The sequence below is a fragment of the Pseudomonas sp. 9.3L genome (assembly GCF_058536285.1).
In genome coordinates, this window is record NZ_JBZUBK010000001.1 from 2,367,347 (window position 1) to 2,380,718 (window position 13,372).

13 protein-coding genes are annotated in these 13,372 nt (G+C 61.7%); 5 read left to right on the plus strand and 8 right to left on the minus strand.

Annotation, left to right across the window (positions count from 1 at the left end; translation table 11 throughout):
- The first annotated feature begins 93 nt into the window (after positions 1 to 93).
- A complete protein-coding gene (locus AC4LE2_RS10875) occupies positions 94 to 1,011 on the plus strand; it encodes an MFS transporter (RefSeq protein ID WP_491825776.1) in 918 nt (305 codons plus the stop codon).
- Here the strand turns inward: AC4LE2_RS10875 and AC4LE2_RS10880 are convergent.
- Positions 995 to 3,760: a HopW family type III effector protein gene (locus tag AC4LE2_RS10880; RefSeq protein WP_491828110.1), complete on the minus strand. Its 2,766-nt coding sequence runs from the start codon at positions 3,758 to 3,760 to the stop codon at positions 995 to 997. The two genes, AC4LE2_RS10875 and AC4LE2_RS10880, sit on opposite strands and share 17 nt — an antisense overlap.
- 148 nt (positions 3,761 to 3,908) lie before the next feature.
- Here AC4LE2_RS10880 and AC4LE2_RS10885 point away from each other — a divergent pair, with 148 nt between their 5' ends.
- The gene (locus AC4LE2_RS10885) at positions 3,909 to 5,006 is read left to right on the plus strand and encodes an NAD(P)H-dependent flavin oxidoreductase (protein WP_491825777.1); all 1,098 of its coding nucleotides are present in this window, start codon (positions 3,909 to 3,911) and stop codon (positions 5,004 to 5,006) included.
- Positions 5,003 to 6,028 carry a dipeptidase gene (locus tag AC4LE2_RS10890; RefSeq protein ID WP_491825778.1) on the plus strand — a complete coding sequence of 342 codons (1,026 nt, stop codon included), beginning with the start codon at positions 5,003 to 5,005 and terminating at the stop codon, positions 6,026 to 6,028. The genes AC4LE2_RS10885 and AC4LE2_RS10890 overlap by 4 nt, the downstream gene beginning before the upstream one ends.
- Here AC4LE2_RS10890 and AC4LE2_RS10895 read toward each other — a convergent pair.
- The 7 genes from AC4LE2_RS10895 to AC4LE2_RS10925 are packed head-to-tail and all read right to left on the minus strand — an operon-like array spanning position 5,993 to position 11,458.
- Positions 5,993 to 7,198 (minus strand): amino acid deaminase, encoded by a 1,206-nt coding sequence (locus AC4LE2_RS10895; protein WP_491825779.1) that lies wholly within the window; start codon positions 7,196 to 7,198, stop codon positions 5,993 to 5,995. The two genes, AC4LE2_RS10890 and AC4LE2_RS10895, sit on opposite strands and share 36 nt — an antisense overlap.
- Before the next feature lie 17 nt (positions 7,199 to 7,215).
- Positions 7,216 to 7,980, minus strand: a complete 765-nt coding sequence (locus AC4LE2_RS10900) for an IclR family transcriptional regulator (RefSeq protein ID WP_491825780.1) — start codon at positions 7,978 to 7,980, stop codon at positions 7,216 to 7,218.
- 31 nt (positions 7,981 to 8,011) lie between these two features.
- The gene (locus AC4LE2_RS10905) at positions 8,012 to 8,410 is read right to left on the minus strand and encodes a RidA family protein (protein WP_491825781.1); all 399 of its coding nucleotides are present in this window, start codon (positions 8,408 to 8,410) and stop codon (positions 8,012 to 8,014) included.
- A 16-nt stretch (positions 8,411 to 8,426) separates the two neighbouring features.
- Positions 8,427 to 9,215 carry an amino acid ABC transporter ATP-binding protein gene (locus tag AC4LE2_RS10910; RefSeq protein WP_491825782.1) on the minus strand — a complete coding sequence of 263 codons (789 nt, stop codon included), beginning with the start codon at positions 9,213 to 9,215 and terminating at the stop codon, positions 8,427 to 8,429.
- Positions 9,212 to 9,874, minus strand: coding sequence for an amino acid ABC transporter permease (locus tag AC4LE2_RS10915; RefSeq protein ID WP_491825783.1), 663 nt, complete (start codon positions 9,872 to 9,874; stop codon positions 9,212 to 9,214). The genes AC4LE2_RS10910 and AC4LE2_RS10915 overlap by 4 nt, the downstream gene beginning before the upstream one ends.
- 10 nt (positions 9,875 to 9,884) lie before the next feature.
- Positions 9,885 to 10,547 carry an amino acid ABC transporter permease gene (locus AC4LE2_RS10920; protein ID WP_491825784.1) on the minus strand — a complete coding sequence of 221 codons (663 nt, stop codon included), beginning with the start codon at positions 10,545 to 10,547 and terminating at the stop codon, positions 9,885 to 9,887.
- 59 nt (positions 10,548 to 10,606) lie between these two features.
- Positions 10,607 to 11,458 (minus strand): transporter substrate-binding protein, encoded by an 852-nt coding sequence (locus AC4LE2_RS10925; protein WP_491825785.1) that lies wholly within the window; start codon positions 11,456 to 11,458, stop codon positions 10,607 to 10,609.
- A 296-nt stretch (positions 11,459 to 11,754) separates the two neighbouring features.
- Here AC4LE2_RS10925 and AC4LE2_RS10930 point away from each other — a divergent pair, with 296 nt between their 5' ends.
- The gene (locus AC4LE2_RS10930; protein ID WP_491825786.1) at positions 11,755 to 12,147 is read left to right on the plus strand and encodes a RidA family protein; all 393 of its coding nucleotides are present in this window, start codon (positions 11,755 to 11,757) and stop codon (positions 12,145 to 12,147) included.
- Between the two features lie 243 nt (positions 12,148 to 12,390).
- Positions 12,391 to 13,017, plus strand: coding sequence for a glutathione transferase (gene yfcF / locus AC4LE2_RS10935; protein WP_491825787.1), 627 nt, complete (start codon positions 12,391 to 12,393; stop codon positions 13,015 to 13,017).
- Positions 13,018 to 13,372 lie beyond the last annotated feature (355 nt).

Sequence of the window (13,372 nt, forward strand, 5' to 3'; positions counted from 1 at the left end):
TCTGTTCGCTGGCGAGCCTAGGGCCTTTGAACCGACGGTTGCGTAAGGGTTGGGCCCACGCACAGGGGCGCTTCGTGGATACGCAAGTGCCAATTGCTCGCCTATGTCTTGAGCGCGGCGATGGCGGCACTGCTGCATACGCCCGGTATCTGGCGGTACATGCTGGCCATCGCGATGGTGCCGGGGGTGTTGCTGTTGATCGGCACCTTCTTCGTGCCCGCCTCCCCACGTTGGCTGGCCGCCAAAGGCCGCCTGGTCGAGGCTGAACAGGTACTGGAGCAGCTACGCGACATCCCGGCCGACGCCCAGCGCGAACTGGAGGACATGAAAACCCAGGCCCGGCAGGCGCACAAACGCCCGCCTGTTGGCGAACTGTTGCGTCAAGGCTGGGTGATCAAGCTGCTGTTCATTGGCATCGGGCTAGGCTTTACCGTCCAACTTACCGGGGTGAATGCCTCTATGTACTACACCCCGATCATCCTTAAGCAGACGGGCATGGGCACCAATGCGGCCCTCACTGCGACCATTGGCAATGGGGTGGTTTCGGTGATCGCAACCCCTGCTCGGGATCTGGGCGATTGGCCACATTGGCCGGCGCCCCTGCTGATGACCGGCCTGGTGATGGTGATTCTGATGCAGGCGGCCCTTGGCGCCTTGCTGATCTTCATGCCCCAGAACCTGATACAAAGCTACACCGCGCTGGGCTGTATTCTGGTGTTTCTGCTGTTCATGCAGATGTGCATATCGCCGGTGTACTGGCTGCTGATGTCCGAACTGTTTCCGATGCAGGTGCGCGGGTTGCTGACGGGCACGGCTGTGGCCATGCAGTGGCTGTTCAATGCGGCCGTGGCCTTCACCTTCCCAATCGCCATCGGCACTTTCGGTAACCCCACCTTTTTTGTGTTCGCAGCCATCAACCTCGGCTCGCTGCTGTTCGTGTTCATGTGCCTGCCCGAGACCAAAGGCAAGTCACTGGAGCAGATCGAGCAGCACCTTAAACGGGCCTTATAGCGGCAAGCGGCTGCTCGGTGGCCTCTTCGGTCGTAGTAGCCGCCTGCGCAGTGGGTTGCGCCGTAGATTGACGGCGGCCCAACGCGTACCACTGCTCCATGGCCCGCCCCACTAAAGCATCAGCACCTTGCCCCTCTTGGGCGCGGGCCGTCTGCACAGCAGTGCTTAGGCCGCCGCGCCGCGCGGTATTGGCATACGCACCCGCGCGTGTGACCGCAGCGCTGGCCATGTCCTGGGCCGCCTTGCCTTTATCCGTGAGGTAGCTCAGCCCCTTGCCCGCAGCGCTCCCGGCGGCCTCACCCACCATGCCCGGCACACTAAGGTTGGCAGCGGTCAATACTGCGGCCCCGGCTGCATAGCCCTGTGCGCCCTTGTCCAGGAAATTCCAGGCCTTGTTCACGCCCAGAAACGCCGTCATTACCAAATTCAGGCCAACAATCTCCTTAAAGGTCTGTACGGCTTTTTGCATGTCGACTTCTGAATTAAGGGCCAGCTTGAGCATTTCCGAGGTACACCAGGCACCGTCAGCGGCGTAATCGGCCTTGCCCACCAGGCTTTCCATCAGCACCACCAGCGCTGCGCTGATCCCTGCCGTGAGTACCACGAGCCCCATCTTGGGATAGAAGTCTGGATCGTGAGTCCGCAGGGGCGCCGCAACGTCCAGGTTCACGCGCTTGGCGTCTGCCCGCGTATAGGCCGCTTTAATATCGCTGCTTTTGGTCAATAGGTGGCTCAGGTTCGAGTTCATGATGTCGCTGATGGGCTTGTGCTGCTTGAACAGTTCCACCGCCAGCCTGAATTGCTGAGCAATCTGTTCGCCCTGTTCGAAATGGCGGACCACCGCCTGGTGATCAGCCTCAGGGATGTCAGCCTCACCCACCTGCGCGCCAAACAACCTGGCTTTGGCTGTCTTGATGGCCGCCGTGATTGCATCCCGGTTAAACACCCCCAAGGTCACCCCGCCAGACACTACGGCAGTTGCCATGCCGAAACCCACCTTCTCCAGCAGGTGCTCATTTTTGGCGAAGGTCGGCTGTGCCACGATCACGTTGGCCAACACCGTGACGAAATAACGGTTCAGCCCGTGGTCAAGGTTGGTACGGCTGTTAGTAAGCCCATTCATCATCAGGCCCGCCATGAAAACGGCATTTTTAGAAAAATGCGCCACCAAAGAAGAACTGTAGGGTTTGTCGCCGCTGAGGAACGCGACTGCCAGCGGTAGCGGCGCAAGCCCGAGTAGCATCGCGGGGCTAGCCGTTACCCGGCTGACGAACGATGCGCCGTTTTTCAAGGTGCCCAGCTCAGCATTCATCGCCTGGTTGAGGCTGGTGAGCTCTGCGCGTACCGAGGCTGGTAACCCAGACTGCGCCAGCACCTCAGGCAACTTCTGGTTATGTGCCAGCCAGGCGTCGAGTTGCCCTGCTGCATTTGCTGACAGTAGCGTATCGAGCATCTGTTGATCGCTTGTGCTCAACGCCACCCTAGGCTGTTCCAACAAAGGCTTGAGGCCCGCCGCATTAACCGAATCTACCTTGGCCTGCTGCCCAAGCTCGGCGCGCTGCTCGTCTGTCAGCACCAGCGAGCCGTTGGCTAATGCGGCTCGCAATTTTTCGTCGAACTCAGCGAGGTGCCCGGCTTCAAGGTCGCTCGAAGGCGCAGGCAGCGTAGTACGGTTCACCACCTCGAACTGATCGTCGGTTAACTCAATAACGTGTTTGTTTAGAAACGCGTGCATTTGCTCGGGGGTGAGCTTAGGCGCGGGTCGGCGCATCAGTGTGAGCAACGCTTTGTCGTCCATAGGCGCCAGAGCGCCATAGGCGTCGAACTTGTGCAACAGATGAGTGGCAGTGGTACGTAACGCCTCACGCCGCGAGGTCGCTGGGGGTACAGGGGTCGGCTGGGCGACCGATGCGGCCTCCCCCGGCCCCTGCTCAGCCAAAGCGGTGCGTAAAAGATCCAGCAGCTTACCCGCCACCCCGCCCAACTGATTGATGTCCTCTTTTGTGCTCGCGTCCGGGCAGTGGCCCTCTAATGTGCTGAGCACGCCAGGTAATTGGCCCAGGCTGTGTACCGTATCGGCGTGGGTGCGTAACAGCTCCCTTATGGCGTTAGGGTTGCGCCGCAGGTTGCCCATCAGCTCGTCGCTGCGGTGCTTGGCCATGCGCACGAAGCTGCCTAGCAGCATATAGGGCGCAGGCCCTTCGGGCCGGTCAGCCAGTGCCTCAGGGGCCAACTGAGTGAGCGCTAATAAGTCCGGCAGGCACCGCACTGGTGCATTGGCGTCGGTGGTGAATTGACTGATGGCCTGATGTAAACGGGTAACGCTCAACGCGTTGAGCGTTTGCGTCAGCGCAGCGTGGGCGGGGGTCAAAGGCTTCGCATTAGCCAACGCCTCATTGCATAGGCGTATCAGGGCCAACACCTGGCGCTGATGGGGCTCATCCATCAGGGCCCGCCCGCCTGCCTCGGTCTTGGCACCCTCGGCCAACTGCTGGCTGAGCTGGGCAATGGCGGTGTAGGACGGCTGCGCTACCTGTAAGCGCCGTTCCAGCACGCTCAGCAATGAGGCGACGTCCTGGCCAGGTGCCTGCGCGTCACGCCCCAATACCGTGTTCACGTCTCCCGTCTGCAAAAACCTACGCGTGGCCGCCCAGTGGGTAGGCACCGCGCGAGGGCTGGTGGAGGCTGGCGAAGCAGCAGCAGGCGTAGGTAGCGCGGCATGGCGGGTAACATGAAGCATGGTAGGCAGCCCTTAATACGTAGATCGCACTGTGTGTCGTGATGGCGGTAGCGGTTCCCTCGGCACCCTAGCGCCCCGGTTGCACAAGGCGCATTGCGGGCGCGCGCCGGCGCGGTTAACGTGTGCCAGCATCCCATCTACCTACAGGCAGTCAGCCATGGCCACCACCGAATTCGCGTCGCTATTGGGCATCGACCATCCCATTATCCAGGCGCCCATGGTGGGGGTCTCGACACCTACGCTGGCCGCCGCCGTGTCCAATGCAGGCGCCCTGGGCTCGATTGGCCTGGGTGCCAGCACGGCGAATCAAGGCCGCGCGCTGATTCGCAACACGCGCGAGCTGACAGGCAACCCCTTCAACGTGAACCTGTTCTGTCACCGGCCGGCCAGCTTCGACCAGGCCCGCAACGACGCGTGGCTAAACCACCTGGCGCCGGTATTTGCTGAGTTCGACGCCACGCCCCCCGCTCGGCTTCGGGAAATCTACACCAGCTTCCTGGCCGACCGAGCCATGCTGGACATGCTGCTGGAAGAACGTCCTGCCGTGGTGAGCTTTCACTTTGGTGTGCCCTCGCCGGGCTGGATTGCCGAGCTGCGTCAGGCGGGCATCGTTACCCTCGGCTGCGCGACCACGTTGCACGAAGCGCGCTCGCTGGAAGCGGCGGGCGTGCAGGCCATCATCGCTCAAGGCTATGAGGCCGGTGGGCATCGAGGGGTATTCAGCGATGCCCCAGGGGAGGACGCGTGCATGGGCCTGCTGCCGCTGCTGCAGGTGTTGCGTGATTCGATAACGCGCCCGCTCATTGCGGCTGGCGGAATCATGGACGGCGCAGGCATCAACGCAGCGCTGGCCCTGGGCGCCAGTGCTGCCCAACTGGGCACCGCCTTCATTGGCTGCCCGGAATCCGCCGCGACCCCGGCCCACCGTGCCGCCCTCCAAGGGCCCGACGCGCACCTCACCCAGGTAACCTGCTACCTCTCGGGCCGCCCGGCCCGTGGCCTGCCTAACCGCCTGTACCTGGAAGGCCACGCCCCACTGCCGCCCGCTGAGTACCCCCTGGCCTATGACCTGGCCAAGGCGCTGCATTCGGCGGCCAGCGCCAAGGGCTGCGAGGCGTTTGCCGCTCAGTGGGCCGGGCAAGGCGCCCCCCTGGCCAGGGCACTGCCCGCCGCCGCGCTGGTTGAAGCCCTCGTACTGGAAATGCGTACCCCGCCCACCCCTTCCTTTAACTGCCAGGGAAGCGTGACACCATGATGCTATCCGGCACCTCCAGCCCAACCGCTTCGATTCAATGGGAGGCACATGCCTGCCTGCCGTTGATACCAGGGCAGAGCATGGCCAGCCTGATGCGCTATAAAGCGGCGGGCTTCAACCACGTGTCGGTAAACGTAGGCATGGACATGACCCCGTTGCCCACGGTGCTACGGGTGATTGCAGGGTTCCGACAGTGGCTGGCCGAGCACGCCGACGGCTTCGTGTTGGCCCGTACACCCCAGGCCCTCCAGCGCGCCCGTGAGGCAGGCAAGCTGGCGGTTTCGTTCGACCTTGAAGGGGCCAACATGCTGCTGGAGGACGCCGCCATGGTCGAGGTGTTCGCCCACCTTGGCGTGCGCCAGATGCTGCTGGCCTATAACCGCGACAACCCGTGCGCCGGCGGTTGCCACGGCGCAGGCAGCGGCTTGACAGCGCTTGGGCAGGCGGTGGTCCTGGCGGCCAATACGGCGGGCGTCACGCTGGATTGTTCGCACGCCAGCAAGCGCACCAGCCTGGACATCATGGCCTGCTCCCAACGCCCCGTGATTTTCTCGCACACCAACGTCAAGGCCGTGTTCGATCACCCACGCACCCTGGACGACGAGCAGATCCTGGCCTGCGCTGCCCAGGGAGGCGTGATCGGCCTGACAGGCATCGGTATATTCCTCGGCGACCCCCACGCTCGCGTAGACGCCTTCGTGCGCCAGATCGATTACCTGGCCGAGCGCGTCGGTACCGGCCATATCGGGCTGGGGCTCGACACCGAGCTGCACCCTGAGCATAGCGATACGCCGGCAGGTGTGGACGAAGACCTCTGGTGGCCGCGTGCGCATTATGGGCAGGTGAACGGCCATACCCAATTGCAGCCCGAAGCCTTGGGTAAAGTGGCGGTTGAATTGCGGCGGCTGGGTTACACGCCCCAGGACCTCGCCGCAATCTATGGTGAGAACTTCCTGCGCGTGGCCCAAGCCACCTGGCCTACCTGCCTAGAAACACGTATTGAGGGTTTCGACCACCTGTAACTGCGCATCCACCACGCACCCGGTACGCCATTTGTCGAAGGTCAGGCACGGGTGCGAAGTGCCAAAGGCGATGATGTCGCCAACCCTAAGCGCGCACCCCGGCGCAACCTGCATAAAGGCGTGTTGGTCCATCACTGCCGTGACACGGCATGCGCTTACATCCTGTGCCTGCCCTGCGTCGGCCCCTGCCGCGTAGTGGCGCAGCGGGTTAGGCAACCCTGCGTCATACGCTACGTCTCGCTTGCCCAGCGCGATGACGGCGAACCCTGGCTCAGGCAGCGATTGAACATGGGCGAACACCTCCAATGCAGGCTGCAAGCCCTCGCTCAAGTCGTCACGACGGGTCAACACCCCCTGCTGCGCGTCTTTGTAGATGCCATGGTCATGGGCCACGTAGCTGCCAGGGCGCAGTACCGCCTGAAACTCATCGCGCACCGCCTGGCGGTCGAATTCCTCGGCGATCAGGTCATACCAAGCGGAGCCCGAAGCGGTGACGATGGGCCGTGGCAACGAGAACTGGCCGTTGGCCTTGAGCCGAGTGGCCAGGCTCACCAGCGAGGCCGCGAATCCGCGGATACCCTCCACCGCCTCAGCGCCATGAATCACGCCCTCGTAACCCTCGATGCCGGTCAGTGCCAACCCAGGCTCGGCAGCGATCATTTTGGCGAGATCCAGTACCTGTTCTTCGCTCCGGCAGCCACAACGGCCGCCCACTACGCCGTACTCAATCATTACGTTCAGGCGCTGGCCGCGCGCCGCGAAGAACGCCCCCAGCGCGCGGGCGTTATCAGGGTGGTCCACCAGGCAATGGAACTCGAACCCAGGGTCTTCGAGGAGTGTGCCAATCAGCGCCATGTTGGGCGTGCCCACCAGTTGGTTGGCCATGATCACGCGGCGTACCCCATGGTCATAGGCCGCGCGCACCTGAGTGGCGGTGGCCAGGGTAATGCCCCAGGCGCCATGAGCGAGCTGACGGTGAAACACGCCTGGCATCATGCTGGTCTTGCCATGAGGCGCCAGGGCGGCACCTGCCTTGCTAACGAACGCCTGCATCCAGCGCAGGTTGTGTTCCAGGGCGTCTTGATGCAGCACTAACGCAGGCAGGCTCACGTCGTGCAGCAGGCGTTGGCCAGGCTGGGCGGCGCCTTTTTCGATAGTGGCCAAGGTCATGGGGCTCTCCACGTCAATTAATGTTGAGTGCGCCGGGCAAGCTGGTCGGCACAGTCGATCAGCACCTGGCGGTAGGTCTGGTAGTGGGCGCGGGCGTCATCCCGAGGCGCCACGATGCACAAGGTCGCCACGCACACCCCCTGGCTATCGCGTACGGGCGCCGCGAAGCAATGGGTGAAGGTGTCGGCGATGCTGTCAAAAGAGAAGAAGCCTTCGGCGCTGGCTGCGCGCACCTGGGCGATAAATTCAGCAGCCGGCAGGCGTTCGCCGCTGGGGAGGATGAAGTCCTCAGGGTCGATCAGTGCCAGGATCTGCTCATCGCTCAAGTGCCCCAGCAGCAAGCGCCCGGAGGCCGTCCATGGGATGGCGGCGTCTTCGCCGATGTCCGACGAAATACGGAAATGCCGTGCCCCCTCTTTCATCAGCGCTACGGTGTACTTGCGGCCGTTGAGCAAGCACATCTGGGCGGTTTCTCGGGTGCGCTGGACGATTTCCCCCAAGGCAGTTTCAGCCTCTCGGGTGAAATCGAAGTGCCGCAAGTGAGCCTGGCCAAGGAAGTACAACTGACGCCCCAGGTACAGGTGCCCGTCAGCACCCACTGGTTGCAGGATGCCACGCTCCAGCAGCGACGCCACCAACTCGTACACCGTGGACTTGGGGCTGCCGATGCCGCTGGCAATCTCGTTGGGGCGCATGGGCACGCCGGTCGCCTTGAGGTAATCGAGGATGTCGAAAGCGCGGTCCAGGCCACGGGCCCGACGTTTGATCGGATCTTCGCTCATTGGGTAGCGTCCGTTGAAGTAAAGCCTGGGATTATGCCCCAGGCGCCTTGCGGCGGTAGGCGATGCAATCGATCTCGACCTTGCAGTCCACCATCATGCTCGCTTGCACACAGGCCCGCGCAGGCGCGTGCTCAGGGCTGAAGTACTCGGCGAACACCTTGTTGAAACTGGTGAAGTCCCGTGGGTCGTCCAGCCATACGCCTACGCGCACCACGTCCTCCAGGGCATAACCGGCCTCGTCGAGAATCGCGATCAGGTTTTTCATGGTCTGGTGGGTTTGCTCCACAATCCCCCCCACCACAATCTCGCCGTCGGCCGCCGGCACCTGGCCGGACACATGCAGCCAGCCCTCGGCCTCCACCGCCCTGGCAAAGGGCCGGGGCGTGCCGCCGGCTGCCGTGCTGCCAGTGCCGTAACGGGTAATGCTCATGTGAAGCTCCTTGTCGCTAGAAATGGATGTTCTTGAGGAAGTCTTGCAGGCGCGTGGATTGAGGGCGGTCGAACAACGCCCTGGGCGGCCCCTGCTCCTCGATACGCCCCTGGTTCATGAACACGATCTGGTCAGACACCTCGTAGGCGAAGCGCATCTCATGGGTCACCAGCAGCATGGTCATGCCCTCCTCGGCCAGGCCTTTTATCACCGCTAGCACCTCCCCTACCAGCTCAGGGTCCAGCGCCGAGGTGGGTTCATCGAACAGCATCAGGCTGGGGTTCATGGCAATGGCGCGGGCAATCGCTACGCGTTGCTGCTGGCCACCGGACAACTGCCCGGGGTGGTGGTCACGCCGGGCCAGCAGTCCAACGCGGTCGAGCCACTTTTCTGCCAAGGCCACGGCTTGATCGCGGGGCATGTGCTTGACCTTGCGCAGGCCCAGCGTCACGTTTTCGAGGGCTGAAAGGTGCGGGAACAGATTGAACTGCTGAAACGCCATCCCGGTCAACGCGCGGTGGGCGGCCACGACCTTTTCAGGGTGGCGCAGGCGCTTACCCTCAACCTCCCGGTAGCCAATGCTCTGGCCTTCGAGCAGGATCCGCCCCCCCTGGAATTCTTCGAGCAGGTTCACGCAGCGCAGCAAGGTGGTCTTGCCCGAACCGCTGGAGCCGATCAGGCTGAGCACGTTCCCGCGCTGCAGGGTCAGGTCTACCCCTTTGAGCACTTCGGTCGGGCCGTAGGCTTTGCGCAGCCCTTCGATGCTCAGCAGCGGTGGTGTGCTAGTCGTCTGGGTATCAGTCATGGCAAGGCCACCCGTTTTTCGATAAACCGCCCGAGCAACTCGATGGCGTAGTTGATGAAGAAGAACAGCAACCCGGCGAAGAGGTAAAACTGCAAGGTCATGAAGTTGCGTGCAATCACTTGCTGCGTACTGAGCAGCAGCTCCGCCACCCCGATCACCGACAGCAGCGTGGAGGCCTTGACGATCTCAGTAGACGAGTTCACCCAGGTCGGCACTATCTGCCGCAGGCCCTGGGGCAATAGCACGTGCAGCAAGGACTGGCGGAAGGTCAGGCCGATGGCCTTCCCCGCTTCCAGCTGGCCACGGGGAATGGCTTGCAAGGCGCCGCGCACGATTTCGGCCACGTGAGAGGCGCAGAACAGCGTCAACCCCAAAGCCCCGGCGGTGAAGGCGCTGATTTGCCAGCCCAGCGCGGGCGCCATGTAAAAGCAGGCCAACACCAGCACGAACACTGGGGTACCCCGGATCAGGTCCACGTACACCCGGAACGGCAAGCGCCCCCACCAGCGCCCGTAGGTAAGCACCAGCCCTGCGACCACGCCCAGCAAGGTGCCAAACAGAATTGCCAGGGCCGAGCACTGCACGCTGGTCAAGAACCCTGCCCACAAGGCGTCCCGCGCGACCCACAGCTCATGAAAGAAACTTGGCGGTTGGTACATTGATGGCCCCCTAACGGCGAATGGCGAGGCGCTGCTCTACAACACGCAGCCCCAAGGCAATGAAGTAGCAGGCAATCACGTACAGCGCTGTAGTCACGAGCCAGGTTTCAATCACCCGGTAGCTTTCTACGTTGATCTTGCGCGCGTAGTAGGTCAGCTCCGGTACCGCAATCGCCGCCGCCAGCGAGGTGTCTTTGAACAATGAGATAAAGTTGTTGGACAGTGCGGGCAGCACGTTGCGCAGCATCACCGGCACCAGAATGTAGGCCCGGATCTGCCACTCCCCCAGCCCGATCGCCAGGCCGGCTTCACGCAGCCCCTTGGGGATACCGGCCAGACCCGAGCGAAACACTTCGGTCAAATACGCGCCGGCATACAGCGACAGCGTGACCACGAAGGACGACAGCTTGTCCAGACGAATACCTGCGCTGGGTAAGGCGAAGTAGATCCCCAGGATCAGCACCAGAATGGGCGTGTTGCGAATCACCGTGACGTACACCGACGCCAGGGTACGCAGCCAACGGTGGCGGGACAGCAACGCAAAGGCGGTGGCCAGGCCAATCACACAGCCGATGGCGATGGAGCACAGCGCAAGCTCCAACCCCAGGCCCAGGCCGGCCAGCAGGTTGGGAAAGTCTCGCCATACCGCTGAAAAATTCAGTTGATAATTCATTGAGTGTTACCTAAGGGCGGGCGATGACGCGGCCCGCGCCTGTTGGAGCTAACGGAGACTTACTTGTATTCCATCGGGAAGCCGATCTGCGGCGTCGGCAGCTCCGCGCCAAACCACTTCTTGAACGACTCGGCGTACATCGGGAACTCAACCCCGGTCATGGCCTCGTGCAATGCAGTGTTGACGAAGTTCAGCCAGTCCTGGTCGCCGCGCTTGACTGCGCACGCGTAGGTTTGAGGGCTCCAGGCATAGGCCGGGCTGCGGTAGCGCCCTGGGTTTTGCACCATCAAATACTTGATGGACGATTGGTCGGTGGCGGCAGCGTCCGCGCGGCCTGAGTTGATGGCCTGATACATCAGGTCCACGCTGTCGTACTGGTCCACTTTGGCCTTGGGCAACGCCTGGTGTACCAGCTCTTCGGCATATACGTTTTGCAGCACCGCCACGGTAAGGTCATCGCCGGCAGTGCGCAGGTCGTCAATCTCTTTGTACTTGCTTGCTTCCGGCAACAGCAGGCCTACGCCTTCGCGGTAGTACGGCAAGGTGAAGGCTACTTGCTGTGCGCGGCTGGCCGTGACCGTGATGAATTGGCAACTCATGTCCACTTTGTCGGTGAGCAGGTTAGGGATCCGTGCATCTGAAGACTGCACCACGAACTCCACCTTGCTTGGGTCGTTGAACAGGCCCTTGGCGACCATGCGCGCCACATCAATATCAAAGCCCTGCAATTTGCCGTCTGCGCCCTGGAAGTGCCAAGGCGCATTGGTGCTACCAGTGCCCACGACTAAATGGCCGCGTGCGAGAACGCTGTCTAGTTTGCTGCCGTCGGCTGCTTGAACCGATGCGGTATGAGCCACTGCCAGCAAGGCTGTCAGGGCCAAGGTTTTGAATGAAAGGATTGTGCGTTGCATAAGATCACTCCGCCGAGAGTTTTTTCCGCTATAGCGGACATTAGTTTGCCACAACGGAATACCGAGCAGATTCTGTGCCACCCACTGCTATCGCTCACAGCAGTTGCAAAAAGCTACGAAAGATCAGCACCATAGCGTCCGTTCAGCGTTGACAGCGCTCTGCGCCCTGCTGCTACCAAACGCCACCCGCGCCCTTGCCGCACCACCCGAGCGCGTGGGAAAACGAAACGCTTCGTTTTTGGGCACTTCTTTCTCTGCCCCAACCGCACGGCTGGGCTCCCAAGAGGCCATACCCGATGACCGACCAAGACATTGCCTTCCTACCCGATGCCGACCCTGAGTCCATCTCCTCAGACGTGGCAAGCTTTCAAGGCCTGCTGGTCACCACCCAGATCCCCACCCGCCCCGATGGCAGCCTGGAGCTGGGTGACATCGAAGCGCAAAGCACCTGCACCCTACAGGCACTAAAAACAGCCCTTGAAGGCGCTGGCAGCTCACTGGATAGGGTTATGCACCTCACGATCTACCTGACCGATATCAGCGAGCGGGCGCAATTCAATGCCGTGTACCAGCGGTTCTTCAGCAAGCCCTGGCCAGTACGCGCGGCCGTGGGTGTGGCGGCGCTGGGAGTTGAAGGCATGAGGGTGGAGGTAACGGCAATGGCGGCGCGGAGTGTGGCTGCTGACTGAAGGTGCGGTGCGGCTTTGCGGTCAACGCGCAGGCGCGCCCCGAACACGGCAAGCGTGGGCAACTGCCAGGAGGTATTTGATCGACATGGATGAGATGACGATGGAAGCAAGAGGCATCTTGGGAAAGCCAGTGATATTTTCACCTGGCGCATTCCGATGAAGAATGCTCCTATGAAAATCATCCATTTCACTATTTCCCTCCAGCCTCGTAGGGTGGTGTCTTCTACATGAAGACATCATTCTATGAACCCCCTGCGCTTATATGTCGATTCGCACTTTACCAGCCCCTACGCCATGTCAGCCTTTGTTGCTCTACGCGAGAAAGGTATTGACTTTCAGATGGTGACTGTCGACCTCGCTGCATCTGAAAACCAAGCAAACACCTACGCCCTCCTCTCGCAAACGCAACGGGTCCCTACTCTGGTAGATGGCGAGTTTGCGTTGTCTGAATCCTCCGCAATCACGGAGTATCTCGAAAACACCTATCCCCAAACGCCGATTTATCCAATCGACGCCCGGCTACTCGCCAAGGCGCGGCAGGTCCAAGCGTGGATTCGCAGCGACCTACTTGCCATTCGGCAAGAGCGCTCCACTCTCGTGGTGTTCTATGGCGCGGAATCTGCCCCATTGTCCTCTGCCGCGAGCCTATCGGCAGGCAGGCTATTCCACGCTGCGCAAGCACTACTCAAGGACAATGCGGAGTATTTGTTCAACCAGTGGTCGATAGCCGATGTGGATTTGGCGCTCATGCTCAACCGGCTGATTTTTAACGGCGATACTGTGCCTCCCAAGCTGATTGAATATGCACAGCGCCAATGGCAACGCCCCAGCGTGCAGGCGTGGGTGAAACTTCAGCGTCCACCGCTTTAAGCCTGAGCGCTCTGAGGACATCTATGAACGGCTAACCGTGGGTTTTGGGCCGGTTACTGCCCTTGACCACGGCCGGAGTCGCTTTAGCTAGCCGTTCGCAGTCTATCGCTACGCTAGCCGCCGCTTCAGGCTGCCCTTGGCAGGGGCAGCTAGAGTTGGTTTCCGCCAGTGAGGATAGGCCGCTACCGACCCAAAGCTGCCATTCGTGGTCTGGGCCAGGAGCAGACATTCGAGACAGGCTAGCTATGGGCCATTTTTGGAATTTGTTGATGGGGCTAGAGGGCTCCCTTGTCTCATTCTCCAACGTCCCTCTCTAGGGACCCTCATACGCCAGTCGTCGCTTCGGCGTGGTCGG

Coding starts and splice junctions, on each gene's coding strand:
- AC4LE2_RS10925 (WP_491825785.1), bottom strand. CDS start 11,458: ATGCAACGCACAATCCTTTCATTCAAAACCTTGGCCCTGACAGCCTTG.
- AC4LE2_RS10890 (WP_491825778.1), top strand. CDS start 5,003: ATGATGCTATCCGGCACCTCCAGCCCAACCGCTTCGATTCAATGGGAG.
- AC4LE2_RS10920 (WP_491825784.1), bottom strand. CDS start 10,547: ATGAATTATCAACTGAATTTTTCAGCGGTATGGCGAGACTTTCCCAAC.
- AC4LE2_RS10885 (WP_491825777.1), top strand. CDS start 3,909: ATGGCCACCACCGAATTCGCGTCGCTATTGGGCATCGACCATCCCATT.
- AC4LE2_RS10895 (WP_491825779.1), bottom strand. CDS start 7,198: ATGACCTTGGCCACTATCGAAAAAGGCGCCGCCCAGCCTGGCCAACGC.
- AC4LE2_RS10910 (WP_491825782.1), bottom strand. CDS start 9,215: ATGACTGATACCCAGACGACTAGCACACCACCGCTGCTGAGCATCGAA.
- AC4LE2_RS10900 (WP_491825780.1), bottom strand. CDS start 7,980: ATGAGCGAAGATCCGATCAAACGTCGGGCCCGTGGCCTGGACCGCGCT.
- AC4LE2_RS10905 (WP_491825781.1), bottom strand. CDS start 8,410: ATGAGCATTACCCGTTACGGCACTGGCAGCACGGCAGCCGGCGGCACG.
- yfcF (WP_491825787.1), top strand. CDS start 12,391: ATGAACCCCCTGCGCTTATATGTCGATTCGCACTTTACCAGCCCCTAC.
- AC4LE2_RS10915 (WP_491825783.1), bottom strand. CDS start 9,874: ATGTACCAACCGCCAAGTTTCTTTCATGAGCTGTGGGTCGCGCGGGAC.
- AC4LE2_RS10930 (WP_491825786.1), top strand. CDS start 11,755: ATGACCGACCAAGACATTGCCTTCCTACCCGATGCCGACCCTGAGTCC.